General features: G+C 71.5%; 17 protein-coding genes. 2 read left to right on the top strand and 15 right to left on the bottom strand.

The annotated features are described in order from the left end of the window. From E1266_RS17855 to E1266_RS17805, 11 genes are all read right to left on the bottom strand, one after another. Window positions 1-1,260 (bottom strand): hypothetical protein (locus E1266_RS17855; RefSeq protein WP_132048335.1); only part of this gene is annotated, 1,260 nt, incomplete at its 3' end. After that, entirely contained in the window at window positions 1,247-1,657 is a 411-nt protein-coding gene (locus E1266_RS17850; RefSeq protein WP_132048333.1) for a hypothetical protein, read from the bottom strand. The genes E1266_RS17855 and E1266_RS17850, both read right to left, overlap by 14 nt. Then, window positions 1,654-2,715, bottom strand: a complete 1,062-nt coding sequence (locus E1266_RS17845) for a molybdopterin-dependent oxidoreductase (protein ID WP_132048331.1) — start codon at window positions 2,713-2,715, stop codon at window positions 1,654-1,656. Before E1266_RS17845 ends, E1266_RS17850 begins: the two co-directional genes overlap by 4 nt. A gap of 47 nt (window positions 2,716-2,762) precedes the next feature. Beyond that, complete coding sequence (locus E1266_RS17840; protein ID WP_132048329.1) at window positions 2,763-3,380, bottom strand: SAM-dependent methyltransferase; 618 nt, start codon at window positions 3,378-3,380, stop codon at window positions 2,763-2,765. Next, on the bottom strand, window positions 3,377-4,042 hold the full coding sequence (locus tag E1266_RS17835; protein WP_132048327.1) for a TIGR04282 family arsenosugar biosynthesis glycosyltransferase: 666 nt from the start codon (window positions 4,040-4,042) through the stop codon (window positions 3,377-3,379). Before E1266_RS17835 ends, E1266_RS17840 begins: the two co-directional genes overlap by 4 nt. After that, on the bottom strand, window positions 4,039-4,713 hold the full coding sequence (locus tag E1266_RS17830; protein WP_243718532.1) for a glycosyltransferase family 2 protein: 675 nt from the start codon (window positions 4,711-4,713) through the stop codon (window positions 4,039-4,041). The genes E1266_RS17835 and E1266_RS17830 overlap by 4 nt, the downstream gene beginning before the upstream one ends. Beyond that, window positions 4,710-5,723, bottom strand: a complete 1,014-nt coding sequence (locus tag E1266_RS17825) for an NAD-dependent epimerase/dehydratase family protein (protein ID WP_132048325.1) — start codon at window positions 5,721-5,723, stop codon at window positions 4,710-4,712. The genes E1266_RS17830 and E1266_RS17825 overlap by 4 nt, the downstream gene beginning before the upstream one ends. Window positions 5,724-5,984: 261 nt before the next feature. Then, window positions 5,985-7,637 carry an ABC transporter permease gene (locus tag E1266_RS17820; RefSeq protein WP_132048323.1) on the bottom strand — a complete coding sequence of 551 codons (1,653 nt, stop codon included), beginning with the start codon at window positions 7,635-7,637 and terminating at the stop codon, window positions 5,985-5,987. After that, the gene (locus tag E1266_RS17815; RefSeq protein WP_132048321.1) at window positions 7,634-8,560 is read right to left on the bottom strand and encodes an ABC transporter ATP-binding protein; all 927 of its coding nucleotides are present in this window, start codon (window positions 8,558-8,560) and stop codon (window positions 7,634-7,636) included. The genes E1266_RS17820 and E1266_RS17815 overlap by 4 nt, the downstream gene beginning before the upstream one ends. A 78-nt stretch (window positions 8,561-8,638) precedes the next feature. Then, on the bottom strand, window positions 8,639-9,316 hold the full coding sequence (locus tag E1266_RS17810; protein WP_132048319.1) for a TetR family transcriptional regulator: 678 nt from the start codon (window positions 9,314-9,316) through the stop codon (window positions 8,639-8,641). Between the two features lie 86 nt (window positions 9,317-9,402). Then, the gene (locus tag E1266_RS17805; protein WP_132048317.1) at window positions 9,403-10,152 is read right to left on the bottom strand and encodes an ankyrin repeat domain-containing protein; all 750 of its coding nucleotides are present in this window, start codon (window positions 10,150-10,152) and stop codon (window positions 9,403-9,405) included. A 127-nt stretch (window positions 10,153-10,279) separates the two neighbouring features. On the opposite strand from E1266_RS17805, the gene E1266_RS17800 reads away from it, so the two are divergent. Further along, the gene (locus tag E1266_RS17800; RefSeq protein WP_132048315.1) at window positions 10,280-10,900 is read left to right on the top strand and encodes a TetR/AcrR family transcriptional regulator; all 621 of its coding nucleotides are present in this window, start codon (window positions 10,280-10,282) and stop codon (window positions 10,898-10,900) included. Between the two features lie 40 nt (window positions 10,901-10,940). Then, a complete protein-coding gene (locus tag E1266_RS17795; protein ID WP_132048313.1) occupies window positions 10,941-11,849 on the top strand; it encodes an alpha/beta hydrolase in 909 nt (302 codons plus the stop codon). Window positions 11,850-12,031: 182 nt separating this feature from the next. Here the strand turns inward: E1266_RS17795 and E1266_RS17790 are convergent, their stop codons facing one another. The 4 genes from E1266_RS17790 to E1266_RS17775 form a co-directional block, all read right to left on the bottom strand. Further along, window positions 12,032-13,072, bottom strand: coding sequence for a glycoside hydrolase family 6 protein (locus E1266_RS17790; RefSeq protein ID WP_132048311.1), 1,041 nt, complete (start codon window positions 13,070-13,072; stop codon window positions 12,032-12,034). A gap of 267 nt (window positions 13,073-13,339) precedes the next feature. Continuing rightward, window positions 13,340-13,687: a pyridoxamine 5'-phosphate oxidase family protein gene (locus tag E1266_RS17785; RefSeq protein ID WP_207945722.1), complete on the bottom strand. Its 348-nt coding sequence runs from the start codon at window positions 13,685-13,687 to the stop codon at window positions 13,340-13,342. Window positions 13,688-13,721: 34 nt separating this feature from the next. Continuing rightward, complete coding sequence (locus tag E1266_RS17780) at window positions 13,722-14,450, bottom strand: flavodoxin family protein (protein WP_132048309.1); 729 nt, start codon at window positions 14,448-14,450, stop codon at window positions 13,722-13,724. 133 nt (window positions 14,451-14,583) lie between these two features. Next, window positions 14,584-15,027: an SRPBCC domain-containing protein gene (locus E1266_RS17775; RefSeq protein WP_132048307.1), complete on the bottom strand. Its 444-nt coding sequence runs from the start codon at window positions 15,025-15,027 to the stop codon at window positions 14,584-14,586. Window positions 15,028-15,373: the final 346 nt, after the last annotated feature.

Below are 15,373 nucleotides of genomic sequence, written 5' to 3'. Positions count from 1 at the left end.
GGCCGGGGGTTTGTGGTGGGCTGCCGCGACGATCACCCATGCCGCGAAGGGCAACCAGATGCGTTCCACCTCGCCCCTGGTCACGCCTGAGATGTCCAGTGTGAGCAGGCCGACCAGGGCCGCCCCGACCAGCCAGGCCAGGGGGCGGCGGTCGGAGAGTGCCGCGGGGAGGGCGTGGGCGGTCGCCGGTCCGACCAGTAGGGCGAGCACGGCGATGTTGGCGATGACGAAGTAGGCGTAGGAGCGCTGTGCGGATCCTCTGCTGATGACGTAGGTGTCGTGGGTCGCCGCTACCCCGTCCGGCCACCAGAAGCCGCCCAAGGTGAAGGCCAGCGGGACGATCGCCGCGCAGCAGAGCAGCACCACGAGCAGGCGTGGGGTGATCCGGGTGAGGAGGGCTACGGCCAGGGGCAGCGCGAAGAGCGGGAGCAGGCCGTAGCTGAGGTAAGGGAGCGAGCCCAGGAGAAGGCCGCCTGCCGCGGCCGCGAATAGGTTCTCTCGCCTGGCGGCTATGGCGACCAGGGCGGTGGCCCAGGCGCCGACGCCGAGGAAGAAGGCGTCCATGGACGTGGCTGTCCACACTGCGAGCGGCGCCAGGGCCAGGAAGGGCACCGCGCGCCGGGCCGTGGCCTCGTCGGCGACGCAGCGGACCGTGATGGCGATGGCGACGACCGCCGAGGTTCCCACCAGGATGATGAGGGCGGCGGACCAGCCGGTGCCGCGTAGGCCGGTCTCCTCCAGCGCCCACAAGACCAGCATCGGCAGCGGCGGGTGTCCCCGTACGTGGGTGGTGTAGCCGCCCAGCCTCTCGGTGAACGTGCTCAGCCACTCCCCCGGGTCGGCCCGTACGGCGTCGAGTCCGGCCGGGTATTCGGTGGGCGAGTCCAAGGGGCGGTGCAAAGCGTCCAGACCATCGCTCAGCGCGAGCGCGACCGTCCATGCGACGGCCGTGCCCCAGGACACCGGCAGCAGCAGCCGCCAGGACAGCCGCTGGGCAAGGGGCGGCAGGACGCTCACGGAGACGGCGGCCACGCAGGCGGCGGGCAGCATCTGCCAGGTGAGCAGCCGGGGTTTGGCGTGGAGCGGAGGCAGGTCGTCTTCTGTGGCGAGCCCCGCGCGGCGCAGCCACTCCCCTGCGACCAGCGCACCGATGATCAGGAGCGCCCAGAGCGCGACCGCGATCCACCCCGACCGGGCACTCCGCTCAGGTGCTCCACGAGGGGAGACGGGGCGTAGCCGCTTCAGCTCACCGAGGGTCATCGGAACGCTTCCTATGGCGGGCCAACACGGTCCACACGACGGCGACCACGGCGATGGCGGAAAGGACGATGATGAGGTTCCTGCCGTAGGCGAGCGGAAGGATGGACGGGTTGTCGGCCCGCCGCCCGAACCCCAGGACCATGGGCAGCGCGACGAGCGTCACCGCGCCGCCCACCAGGAGCGTGGCCTGCACAAACCTCCGATGGGAAGCGGGCACGCGAGTGGTGAGCGCACCCAGGAGGAGCACGAAGGGGACGAAGATCCCGTCGTGGACGACCACTGCTCCGGCGAACCAGACCGCCCAGCCCCGGGGGTTGGTGGTTCCCGTGAGGACGCCCCACAGCCCGAGCAGGATGAACCCCGCGCCGATCGCATAAGCGGTGATGCGCGTCTTCATACGACGATCACCTGGCGCACCCATTTCGTCTGGTGCACACCCGGGCGGTTGGGCGCGATCAGTCGGCACGGGAACCCGTGGTCCAGGTCGAGGGTTTCCCCGTTCACACTGAGAGCCAGCAGGGTCAGCGGGTCTTGCCAGTGGCGGGGGTTGACCCAGGAGGTCCGGAAGATCCCCCTGACTTCCATGGATATGAGCCGCACGCGGGCGTCCTCGGCGACCCCGGCCATATGGAGGAGGTCACGTAGCCGGATGCCGTGCCAGGTGGCCCCTGCGCTCCAGCCTTCTACGCACGCGATGGGAAGCCTGGCGGAGTGAGACGGGAGTGCCTGCAACTCCTCCAGTGAGAGGGACAGTTCTCGTTGGACCCGTCCAGTGACCTGTAGCCGCCAGGCCGGATCGTTGGCGGCCGCCAGGTTGACCCCGGCCGCGTACGCCGACCTGTTGACCGGCACTCCTTGAGGGCCGACCCCGGGACGCCTGGGGGCCAGCAACGCCACCTTGGCCAGCGGGGAGAACGCCTCACCGACCATGGTGACGGCGACCGTTCCGCTGGCGGCCGCCACGCCCAGCAGGAACCCGCGCCGGTTCAGGCCGTCCTCCGGGTGCTTCATCACGGTGCGATGCACCTTGGGCCACTTGTTCACCACGTGTATGACGAGGGCCCCGACGAGGATGTACGCCGTCCAGTAATGGGCCGAGGTGAAGAAGAACGGGAAGGCGTACCAGTAGGAGATGTTCAACAGCCCCGTGACGACCTGGAACAGTGCCGCCCCCACCAGGACGAATATCAGCGCCCGCTCGACGGCGTGCCCTACGGAACGGACCGGCGGCCACTGGAACAGCCTGGGATAGACCGTCCACATCTTCGCCAGCAGCAAGGGGATGGTGGCCAGCCCGCCGATGACATGAAGGCCCTGCGTGACCCGGTACAGATTCACCGGACGCGACGGCCACATCAGCCAGCCCGGCGGTTGCTGCATGAAGTGGCTGATCAGCCCCGTGACGAACGCGCTGGTGAACGCGACGCCCAGCCATATCCCCAGCCAGGCCGCCACGCGTTCGTCATGCAGGCGGCTCCTGAAGCGCGGCACATACGAAGGAGTCAGCGGCTCAGCGCGACGAACCACCGGCCCGCCTCCTCCCAGATCTCCTTCACGGCGGCCCCGCTCTCCCAGGCGATCCCGGCGATGTCGTCCGCGGACACCCACGCCCACGGGAACCACTCCCCGACCGCCTGGCCGGCGCGGAGCCGGACGGGGCCGGTGTACGCCGCCGTCCCGGGCGCCCGCACCTCGGCGAGGACCCGCCCGCCGGGAGCGAGCAGGGCGAACGCCCGGGCCAGCAGGGCGGAGGGGGCACCACCGATGCCGATGTTGCCGTCGACCAGCAGCAGCGTCGTCCAGATCCCGGCGCCCGGCACCCGCCCGAACACGTCCCGGCACAGCGCCGGGCCGCCGGCCGCCACCGTCAGCTCCACCGCGTACGGCGCGGTATCGATGCCGAGGGCGAGCATCCCGCGCTCGGTCAGCGCGACGGTGAGCCGCCCGGGCCCGGATCCGACGTCCAGCGTTGGGCCGTCGCACCGATCGAGCACGCCCTCGTCGCCGGGACGCAGCGCCATCCACTCCTGGACGGGCAGCGCGCTGCGGCGGCCCGTGCCGTCCTCGACCTCGACTCCGGCGCGCCCCGCGAGGGCCCGCTCGTACAGCTCGCCGATCACGTCGTCCCCGCCTGTACCGGCTCCCGCACGGCGGTCCCGGCGGTCCCGGCGGCCCGGACGGCGGCGGCGAAGCGGCCGTGCGGCGCCAGTCCGGCGACCTCGGCGGCGTCGCCGGCGGTGTCCACGTCGGTCAGCTCCGGGAGCAGCGCGACGTCCAGTCCGGCCGCGCGCAGCCGGGCGAGCTGGATCCGGCCGGTGTCGGGGCGCGACATCGGCACGCCGCGCAGCAGCCGCGCGTCGGGGCGGGCCAGGCCGAGCAGCCAGAATCCGCCGTCGGCCGCGGGGCCGAACACCGCGTCCCTGGTCCGCAGCGCCGCCCCCGCCCGGGCCAGCAGGCCGGGGCCGGCCTGGGGAGTGTCCATGCCGATCAGGACGAGCGGGCGCCCGGCGTAGCCGTCGTCGAAGGCGTGCGCGAGTCGCTCGTCCAGGCCGTCCCCGCGCTGCGGGACCACGCGCAGGCCGGGCGGCAGCCACGGACCGGGACGGCCGCTCAGGACGAGGGTGCGGGCCCCGGCCGGAGTGCGGGCGACGGCGCCGAGCGTGTCGGCCAGGGACGCCTCCGCCAGCCCGGCCGCCTGCTCGGGTGTGTACGGCGGCGTCAACCGGGTCTTCACCCGCCCGGCGACGGGCTCCTTGGCGATCACGAGCAGATCGGCGGTCACGGCGCCGCCCCTGACACCTCGGCCAGCACGCGGCGCATGTCGCGCACCGCCCGTACCGTCCCGCCGACCGTTCCGGTGACCTTCGACCGGCCGGTACGGGGACGGTACGGGACGTCGACCTCGCCGATCCGCCAGCCCGCGGCGGCCGCCCTCAGCACCATCTCCAGGGGGTAGCCGAAACGGCGGTCGGCCAGCTCCAGCGCCAGCAGGTCGGCCCGGCGGGCGGCGCGCATCGGCCCGAGGTCGTGGAGGGCGGTGCCCGCGCGCCGGTTGAGCGACCGGGCCAGGACGGTGTTGCCGAGCCGGGCGTGCAGGGGCCACGCTCCGCGCCCTACCGGACGGCGCCGTCCGAGCACCAGCGCAGGTCCGGCATGGTGGAGATCCGCAAGCAGGCGGGGCAGGTCGCCCGGGTCGAGCGAGGCGTCGGCGTCCATCACGCACACCAGGTCCGCGGTGGCCGCAACCAGGCCGGTGTGGCACGCGGCCCCGAAACCCCGTTGGGGCGCTTCCACGACATGGGCGCCATGACGGCGGGCTATGGCGGCCGAGTCATCGGTGGATGCGTTGTCCACCACTATGGGACGGAACCCCTCCGGCATGCGCGACAGCACCCATGGCAGGGCCTCGGCCTCATTGAGGCAGGGCAGGACGACATCGATGTCGCGGGTCACCGGCCCGTCCCCACCGTTGCCTTGGCGAACTCGGCGATCCCCCCGGCGAATGGCACCTCCGCCTCATAGCCGAGTTCCTGCCGGGCGCGCTCGGGACTCGCCACGATGTGCCGCACATCGCCCAGGCGGTAACCACCGGTCACCTGCGGAGCCGGGCCGCCGTGGACATCGGCCAACGCCTCCGCCATGTCGGCTATGGAGCGCGGGTTGCCAGTGGCGATGTTGTAGGCCCGCAGCGGTGCGTCCTGCGCCACCTCCAACCGCTCCAGCGCGAGGGCGTTGGCGCGCGCCACATCGCGAACGTGGACGAAGTCCCGCCGCTGACGCCCGTCCTCGTACACCAGCGGCGCCTCGCCCCGTTCCAGCCGGGACCGGAACAGCGCGGCCACCCCGGCGTAGGGCGTGTCCAGCGGCATCCTCGGCCCGTAAACGTTGTGGTAGCGCAACGCCGCCACGCGGCCGCCCGTCATGCGCGCCCAGGACGCGGCCAGGTGCTCCTGTGCGACCTTGGTGTCCGCATAGACGTTCCGTGGGTCGAGGGCCGTGTCCTCCCCGACGACACCGGGTTCCAGGGGGCTTCCGCACTCTGGACACGGCGGCTCGAACCGTCCTGCCCGCAGGTCGTCCTCCGTGCGCGGACCCGGCCGGACGTCCCCATGACTCCGGCAGGTGTAGGCACCCTCCCCGTAGACGACCATCGAGGACGCCAGCACCAGCCGGTGCACCCCGGCCCGCGCCATCTCGGCCAGGAGCACCGCCGTCCCGGCCACGTTCACCGACGTGTACGCCGGGAGGTCGAACACGTCCACACCGAGACCGACCATCGCGGCCTGATGGCAGACGGCGTCGACGCCCCGCACGCAGCGCGCCACCGCGTCGCGGTCGCGCACATCCCCGACCTCCCCGCCCGGGAGCAGATCGAGCCCGCGCACCTCATGCCCGCGGGCCCTCAGCGCCTCGGCGACGTGTGAGCCGATGAACCCGGCCGAACCTGTCAGCAGCACTCGCATGCGACGACCGTAGGTCGCCGGGCGTGCCCGCTCACTTGCGAAGCGCGACCTGTACGAATCTCGTAAGATTTACCGCCCCGCACATGGCGGAACCCTAAAGGCCCCACCGCCGACCCAACCGGCCACTCCCGCCTCCCCTCTGGTCGATCGCCGACTGCACGAACTGATTCGATGTGAACCTGCTCAACTGGGCTACACCAATCGGAACTGATCCGAGCTCCAGACGTTCGTCCGATGGGGCCGGAGCAATCCGGGAGGCGGTCATGCTCCGGTTGTCAGGTCGCGGCGGGCGAAGGTCCGGACGGCGAGGGCGGTGAGCGCGGCGGCCAGGAGTGTCAGGATGCCCACCGCGGTGACGGTGAGCTCCTCGCCCGGGTAGTCGCCGACGTGCGCGAACGGGGAGATGCGGACGGCGCCGTCGGGGAGGTCGAGGACGGGGGCGAAGAGCCCGGCGACGACGCCGTAGCCGAGGGCGGCCCACACGATCGGCACGAGGCGCGGCAACGCCCCGTACAGCAGGCCGGCGGCGGCGAGGAGCAGCCACACGGCCGGGGTGTGGGCGACGTGGCCGAGCGTGGTCTTCCACAGCAGCGCGGCGTCGCCGGTGCCGATGGCCGCGGCGGCTCCGGTGCCCAGGCCCGCGACGAGCAGGAGCCACGGGACGGCGATCGCGGTGACGGCGAGGTTGCCGCCGAGCCAGCCGGTGCGGCTGACGGAGGTGGCCAGCACGGGTTCGGTGCGCCCGGCGGTCTCCTCGGCGCGGACCGACTGCACGGCCAGGAGGGCGAACACGGTGACCGTGAACGCCATCGTCAGGCCCATGACGCCGAGGTAACCCGTGATCAGGTTCTCGCCCCCGCCCATGACGGCGACCAGATCCTCCGGGGCGTCCTCCAGCCCGTCGGCCAGGGGCTGGGTGAACGCGCCGTAGGCCAGGCCGGCGACCAGCAGCGCGCCGCTCCAGCCGATGATGCCGGCGCGCTGGAGGCGGAAGGCCAGGGTGGGCGCGTCGCGGAGCCACGCGGCGGCGCGGGGCGGGCCGGGGCGCGGTGGGACGAGTCCCGCGTCGAGGTCGCGGCGGCCGGCCAGGCGGTATCCGGCGGCGGCGGTCGCGGCGGCGCAGGCCAGCGAGAGGGCGAGCGGCCACCACCGGTCGAGCGCGTAGGGTCCGGTCTGCTGCGACCAGCCGAGCGGGGACAGCCACGACAGCCAGGACGCCCAGCCGTCCTGGGCGGCGGCCATGTCGCCGAGGCCGCGCAGGACGAACGCGGCCCCGAGGATCGCGCCGGTGAGCCCGGACGCGGCGCGCGGGTAGGCGAAGACCTGCACGGCGATCGAGGCGATGCCGCCGAACACCAGCCCGACGGCCCCGGCGGACGCGCCGAACAGGACCGACCCGGCGGGTGCGTGCCCGGCGGCGAGCAGGACCGCGGTGACCAGGGCGGCGACCGTCGCGCTCATCAGCGCGGTGAGCAGCAGCGCGGCGGTGAGCTGGGCGGAGCGTCCGACGACGTTCGCGCGGACCAGTTCGGACCGTCCCGAGCGTTCCTCGGCGCGGGTGTGCCGGGTGACGGTCAGCAGCGCCATCAGCGCCGCGCCGAGCATGATGTACAGGCCGTACTGCCCCGACAGGAACCGTTCGACGGTGATGGCGTCGTAGCCGTAGCCGGGGCCGCCGAAGAGCGCCCCGGCGGGGCTGGTGGAGAACCCGCTGACCGCCTCCAGCTCCTCGGTCGTGGTGTAGACCGCTCCCAGCGCGGCACTGAAGTAGCCCATGAACAGGGCGATGCCGAGCGTCCAGGCGGGGAATCGGATGCGGTCGCGGCGCAGCATGAACCGCAGCAGCGTGCCCGTCCCCGTGAGCGGACCGGCGGACGCGGCAGGGGTGGCGGCGGGAAGGGTCGTCGCGGTCATGACGCGCTCCCGGCGGCCGCGCCGTCGCCGGTGCGGGCGAGGTCGTCACCGTAGTAGCGCAGCAGCAGCTGCTCCAGGGTCGGCGGGTGCGCGGTGAGCGCGTGCACGTCCAGCTCACCGAGGCGGCGGACGACGGCCGCCAGATGGTCGCCGTCGACGTCGAAGCGGACCCGCCCGTTCTCGGCGCGCAGCTCGTGCACGCCCGGCAGGCCGGCGATGTCGCGGGCGTCCCCGCCGGTGGTCACGGTGACGGTGGTGCGGGTCAGGTGCCGCAGCTCGGTCAGCGTGCCGGTCTCCACGATCCGGCCGCCCCGGACGATCGAGACGCGGTCGGCGAGGGCCTCGACCTGGGCGAGGATGTGGCTGGACAGCAGGACCGTCCGCCCGGCGTCGCGGGCCTCGCGGATGCACTCCTGGAAGACGGCCTCCATGAGCGGGTCGAGGCCGGCGGTCGGCTCGTCGAGCAGCAGCAGGTCGACGTCGCAGGCCAGCGCGGACACCAGCGCCACCTTCTGCCGGTTGCCCTTGGAGTAGGTGCGGCCCTTCTTGGTGGGGTCCAGGTCGAACCGCTCGCACAGCTCGTCCCGGCGGGACGCGTCGGCGCCGCCGCGCAGCCGGGCGAACAGGTCGATCGCCTCGCCGCCGGTCAGGTTCGGCCACAGCTCCACATCGCCCGGGACGTAGGCCATGCGGCGGTGCAGGCCGACCGCGTCGTCCCAGGGGTCGCCGCCGAGGAGGCGGACCCGTCCCGCGTCGGCGCGGAGCACGCCGAGCAGGATCCGGATGGTGGTCGACTTCCCGGCGCCGTTCGGCCCGAGGAATCCGTGCACGTGGCCTGGCTGGACGGACAGGTCGAGCCCGTCCAGCGCCTTCACTTTCCCGAAGGACTTGTGCAGGTCGTGGATCTCGATGGCAGGGGTCATTCTTCAGCCCTCGCTGAAAAGCATGGAGAAAGGCGTGGCCGAGCGCGCTCGGCCGGGTGGTGAAATGGTGTGGTGCGTTCAGTCCTCGGCGCCGTCGCGGGGCGGGTCCGGGACGTACAGGAGGTACTCCTCCAGGAGCGTCCGGTCGGTGTACAGCCCCTCGGTGAAGACTTCGAGCATCGGGACCGTCATCTCCTCCATGTAGGCGCGCAGGGCCTTGCCGAAGGACGCCGGGTCGGCGTGCTCCGGGTGCATCGTGAGCCACATCAGGATCGAGCCCATCCCCTGGTATGCCATCACCCTCGCACGGGCGACCGGGTCGCGGCTCGGCCGGATCACCCCGGCCGCCACCCCCGCCTCCAGGTACCGCGCCGCGTCGTCGACCATGTGCTCGAACAGTTCGGCCGCCAGGTCACCGCCCTCGCGCATCGAGCGCACGACGTACCGGACGACGGGGGCGAAACGCTCGATCTCGGCCAGCTGCGCCAGGAGCCCGGCGGCGGTGCCGTCGGTGGCCGCCGCGCGCTTCTCGGCGACGATCACCTCGCGCACCCGCTCGTCGCACGCGCGCCGCAGCCCCTGCTTCGACCCGAAGTAGTGCACGACCAGGCCCGGCGACACGGCGGCGTCGGCGGCGATGGCCCGCACCCCGGCGGTGAACCCCTCCCGCCCGAACCGCTCGATCGCGGCGTCCCGGATACGGGCCGCCGTCCCCGGGTCGCCGTCACCCGCCGAAGACGTGCTCCTTGCGCTCACGCACACCACATTAAACACTCGTTCAATGGGCGGCAAGAGGGTGACGGAAAACGGTCTTAGATGACCATTGAAAGGAGTCGTGCTCACTAAGAGTCTCTGGGGCCGAGCCGCACCCAGGCGTCCGGGCGCTCCAGGCAGTCTGTCGAATCGGGCTTCAGGCCTGAGTACACCAGGCAGTTGACGAGCGCGTCGCCGCACGAGGCGAAGCTCGCCAACACCTCGCGGGCGGTGGAGTCGGGATCAGGGTCGTAGCCGGGGTGCAGGTCCCATTTGACCTGTCGACCGTCCTCGGCGATGCGCCCCTGATCGCCGCTCTTGGGGTTGGCGTACATGCCGTAGGCGAACGTCCCTGCCGTCACCGCTTCCAGGACGTGAACGGCCCGGTACCCCCACGGTTGTGCGATCACGCAGCCGCCGGGAACGTCGGTGACGCCGACGATGTCCCTCTCGCCGCAGATCTCTTCCTCGTACCACGGCGTGTGGTCGTCGACGACGATGACCTCACCGACGGTCAGTCGTTGCAGCGTCTCGACGGCCGTCAGCCCCGCTACGCAGGCCACCGAGAACCCGTCGTAGGAAATGCCGGAGAACACCTCGGCCAGTTCAGGCCCGGCGTCGGCCATCGCCCGTTCATGGCCGGTGAGGGTCTGGCCTTCGGGGATCTCGAAAAGGTCACCGAGTGAGCCTGCCAGGCTGAGCCGGCCCGGCGACCAGCCGTCCATCATCGGTCGCCACGGATCGGCACCCAGTTCGGCCAGCACCGAACCAGTCCGCCTGGCCTTCGACCATGATTCATCCCCTTCTTGCAGCTCAGGACCTGTCGTCTTCGCGAGCACATGGACTCCCCCGCGCCACTCGCCCGAGCTTGTCACCAGGCGCCGACAACCCGGTCGGTTGCCGTCGGGGCTGTTAATGCGAAGAAGTTCGCGTTACTCTGTGCGTGACGCACGAGAGGGGTGCCACATGGATGCGGAGCCGCGCGCGGCGGGGGCCGCGCGGCCCGGCGGCCGGACGGCGCGCACTCGTGCGGCGGTGCTGGACGCGGCCTGGGCCGAACTGGAGGCCGGCGGGTACGCCGGACTCACCCTGGAGAAGGTGGCCGAGCGTTCGGGCGTGCATCTGGCCACGCTGTACCGGCGGTGGCGGACGGTCGAGGGAGTCGTCCTCGACCTGCTGGGCGAACTGGGCAAGAACGAGGTCCCGATACCGGACACCGGCTCGTTGCTGGACGACCTCCGTGCACTCGCGCTGGAGATCGCCGCCCTGTACCGGCAGCCCAGGGCTCGGGCGCTCGTCGAGGGCGTCGTGGCCGCCGCCGTCCGGTCCCCCGAGGCGTCCACCGTCTGGGCAACGGTGATCGCCGAGCGCAACCGCCTCGCGTCCCGGATCGTCGAGCGGGCCGTAGAGCGCGGGGAGCTACCGCCCGGCACGGACGGCATCGCGGTGATCAGCGCCGTCGGCGCCCCCATCTACTACCGCCTGCTCGTCGCCCGCGGCCCGGTGGACGACGAGGTCGCCGAGACCGCCGCAGCGGCCGCGCACGCCGCTGCCCTCAGCGGCATCTTCACCCCCGGCCCTCCATAGGCCGCGGCGTACATCCGCCGCACCAGCGAAAGGACCCGCAATGCGCCAGGACATCGAGTTCGTCTCGGCCGGGACGACCCTCCGCGGATGGCTCCATACCCCCGACGGCACCGCCGGCCCGCACCCTGCCGTGGTCGTCACCCACGGACTCGGGGCGGTCAAGGAGCAGTACACCGACGACATCGCCGAAGCGCTCGCCGCGGCCGGGCTGGCGGTCGTCCTCTACGACCATGCCTCGTTCGGCGCGAGCGACGGCGAGCCGCGCCAGGAGGTCGACCCCTGGACGCAGATCCAGGGATACCGGGACGCCATCACCTTCCTGTGCACGCGTCCCGAGGTGGACGCCGAGCGCATCGGTGTGTTCGGGTCGAGCTTCTCAGGCGGGCACGTGCTCGTCGTCGGCGCAATCGACCGGCGGGTCAAGGCCGTCTACTCACAGGTGCCGGTCATCAGCGGCGGGACGACCCTGTCGCGGTTCATCCCGAGCGAGGCGCTCGCCGAGGTGCGCAAGAGCTTCGACGCCGACCGGCTCGCCCGGTTCAACGGCGGCGCGCCGGCGATGATCCCCCTCATCACCGCGACCCCCGGGGAGCCCGCCGCGATGGCCGACCGGGAAACCTACGAGTGGTACCAGACGATCGAGGCGGAGCGCCTGGCGACGTGGCGCAACGAGGTCACGCTCCGGTCGGTGGAGGCGATCGCCGGCTACGAGCCGGGCGACTACATCGCCCGCATCTCCCCTACACCGCTCATGCTCGTCGTCGCCCAGCACGACATCCTGACCCACAGCGACCTGGCCTTCGCCGCCTACGAACGGGCCCTGCACCCGAAGCAGCTCGTCACCCTGCCCGGCGGGCACTTCGTCGTCTACAACCAGGAGTTCAAGAACACGCTCGCCACCATGACCGAGTTCTTCCTCCAGCATCTCGCTCCTCGGACAGCCGTCTGATACTCCAGCGGCACTGGCGTCGAACGGGACTGGTCACGCCGGCCTTCGTGTCCATGGGGTTGAAGAGGAACCTGTGAAGCTGACGGTCTCCATCGAGGTCGTCCGCGAGTGAGCGGTGAGCCCTCGGCCTGAGGCGGGCCGAGGGCTCACCGGTACGGTGCGGGCGGCACGCGCGCGAGCGGTTACCGGGTTCCGTCGATCAGGCGGATGGCCAGGTCGGGGCTGAACTGTCCGGCGGGGATCCCGGCACCGATCCCGCAGTCGCCGTCGGAGTCGCCGGGGACCTTGACCCACAGTTCCAGTTCGGCGTCGGCTCCCTGGCGGGGCGGGGTGCCGAGCCTGCGTCCGGCCGGGTTGCACCATTCGCCGTTGGAGCCGTTGCCGTTGCGGCTGGTGTCGACCACGAAGGTCTTGCCGCCGGGGAGCCCGGCGTTGACGGCCCTGGCGTAGGTGACCGACTGCTCGGTGGTGTAGTAGTTCGACACGTTGACCGAGAAGCCGCGTGCGTCCGCGATCCCGGCCGCCTGCAGACGCTGGGCCATGGTGCCGGCGGGAATCCAGTTGGCGTTGGCGGCGTCCAGGTACACCCAGGCGTTCGGCGCCTTCTGCTTGAGCTGCTGCACGCCGTATCTCAGCAGGTCGAGCCGGATCTGCCGCTCGGTGTCGTTCGGCAGGCAGTCGAGCTGGGCGACCGCGTCGGGCTCCACCACGACGACCGCCTGGCGGCTGCCGATGGCCGCGGCGAACTGCCCGATCCAGTTGCGGTAGGCGTCCGGGCTGCCCGCGCCGCCGCCGGAGTGGCTGCCGCAGTCCCGGCCCGGGACGTTGTAGGCCACCAGCATCGGTGTGGCGCCGCTCTGCGCGGCGGCACCGACGTAGCGGGACACCGCCGCGGTGATGTCGCTGTCCCAGTTGCCGAACCAGCGTGCGATCGGCCGGTCGGCGATGGCCGCCTTGATACGGGCGGCGCGCCAATCGCCGGGGTTGGCGGCGACCCAGGCCGCCGGGTTGGAGTACGGGTCGACGTACAGGTTGGCCGCGGTGATCGCCTTGGCGGCGGGTGCGGCGTAGGAGACGGCACCGACCTTGGCGGTCTGCGGTTGCTGTCCGGTGAAGTGGGCGCCGGTCAGCGCGGCCGCCGACGCGGTGAACGCGGCGACTGTGGTGATGGTCCATCTACGGAGAGCGGGTAGCACGGGGAGCCCTTCGTCGTCCGGTGTCATGGCGGGGGTCGGCGTCCGCGGGCTCTTCGGTCATATGTCGGCGGAGCCCAGGGAAGCGGACGTCTTGAATGCACTTTCTCTGGCCGTTCCCGCGAAACTACCGACGCGCAGAAAATCGAGTCAAGAGCTCTTTCACGCTTTCCATTTCCGTTCAACTTCCGAGCATCTCGCCGCCATTGTTAGCCGCCGTCAAGGAACCGGCCCAACGGGCTGAACTCGTCGCATGGAGACCTGGTGCCCGGCGGTACGCATGCCTGGCTTCCGCGTTCAGAATGCGAATCGGCGCACCTGCTCCGGGTGGAGGACGATACGGACGAGCTCGTCGGCGACCATCGCGGCCAGGTCGTCCGCCCGCTCGTCGAGATCCCAGTGGCGGGCGGCGAGCCGCTCGGCGAGGTCCCGTGCACCCTCGGCTTCCACGGCGGTCTGGCCGGTGACCGACACCCGGCGCTCGCGCTCACCGGGCGGAGCGGCGACGACGACCGAAGCACGCGGGTCGCGGCGCAGCCGTCGCAGTTTCACCGAGTCCGACGGCGTGGAGAGCTGGATGGTCCCGTCCGCGGTGGCCTCGAACCAGACCGGCCGGGGCCGTGCGGGCTGCGGTGACCCGGCCACCGGGCTTCGTCGTCTCGGAACCCGCCGGAGGTGATCAGCGGTGTTCGGGATTGGCGTTGTCGGGGTGGCAACCGGCGTCCCAGGCCGTGCGCTGGTTGCCGTAGGCCGGGATCCCACCGGCGCGCCGGATCAACGACGCGAGGTGGAGCAGGTTGTAGGTCATGAACGTGATGTTGCGGTTGGTGAAGTCGTTGTCCGGGCCGCCGGAGCCCTCGTCGAGATAGGAGGGGCCGGGACCGACCTCACCGATCCAGCCCGCGTCGGCCTGGGGCGGGACGGTGAACCCGATGTGCTGCAGGCTGTAGAGGATGCTCATCGCGCAGTGCTTGAGGCCGTCCTCGTTACCGGTGACCAGGCAGCCACCGACCCGGCCGTAGTAGGCGTACTGGCCGCGCTCGTTGAGTACGCCGGAGTAGCCGTAGAGCCGCTCGATCACCCGGCGGGTCACCGAGCTGTTGTCGCCCAGCCAGATCGGTCCTGCGATGACCAGGATGTCGGCTGCCAGGACCCGGGGCAGCAGTGCGGGCCACTCGTCGGTCTCCCACCCGTGCTCGGTCATGTCCGGGCGGACGCCGGTGGCGATGTCGTGATCGACGGCGCGGATCCGATCCACACCGACTCCGTTCGCCTCCATGATGGCGGCGCTGCGGTCGATCACACCTTGGGTGTGGCTGCGGTCGGGGGAACGTTTGAGGGTGCAGTTGACGTACATCGCGCGCAGCCCGGTGAAGTCCGGTCGTTCGTCGGTCACGGATGCGGTCATGGCGTCCTTCCGGTACTCGGTCGTGGTGTCACCGGCCGCGAGCATCTGCGGCCCATCGCACGACCGCTGCCGGGGTCCTCGTAGGGCGGCGCAGGCCCCCTGGCTAGGCTCCCGTCACGGAAGCCGGTGCAGCTCAGCCAACGCCTGTCTTGCCCTCTGCCCGCGCGGCGAGGGCGGTATTCATTGCCGCGAAGCCCGCCTCGGTCGATCGCAGTAGGCCCCGCAGCAGCGGGACGAGCACTCCGGAGAACCGCTCAGATTGGATGAACCGGGTCGATCCGGGGGTGAGGGCTTCGAGTTCGAAGGAGTGCGCGCCGTCGAAGATGCCCGGGATGAACAGGCGGCCGAGCCAGGCGAGCCGCCGCTCGGGCTCGACGGCGGTGACGGTGGGAGTGAAGCGCTGCCGCTTCGCGCCGGGAGGAGCGATCGTCACGGCCAGCCGCGATCCGGGAACCAGGCTGCCGTCGAGCTCGATCATGAAGGGGTTCCATTCCGGGTACGCGGCGGTATCGGTGAGGACCGCCCACACGCGACTCACCGGCGCGTTGATCTCGACTATGTGGCTGACGGTGGGCATGGTCGTCCTTTCGCGATCGGCCCGAGGGTGACTCAATGACCAGATCGGTTGCGCGGTAAGTCCGTCCGGATGTCGTCTGTTGCGTTCCTGACGGCGACAAGTCCGCGGGCCAGGCGTCTATTTCGGGTCGTCGGGTTGATTTCGTGCCGCAGCGGCCACTTCGCCTCGGTGGAACCCCTTATGCCCTCATTACCGCGGCACCGTGGCGCGAAGCAGCGCTCGATTTCCGTGGCGGGCGCGAGCGAAGTGCACTTTCCCGCCGGCAGGGCAGTTGAGTCTTGCGCCGGTCTGATCCGGGGAGCTGCAGCTCCTTCATCCGAGGGCGGGAGGTGGTGGCGTACCTTCC

Source organism: Actinomadura sp. 7K534 (genome assembly GCF_004348575.1).
In the GTDB taxonomy this organism is placed as follows: domain Bacteria; phylum Actinomycetota; class Actinomycetes; order Streptosporangiales; family Streptosporangiaceae; genus Spirillospora; species Spirillospora livida.
The sequence above is the reverse complement of the archived record's forward strand: the minus strand, read 5'-3'. Positions and strand labels throughout refer to the sequence as shown.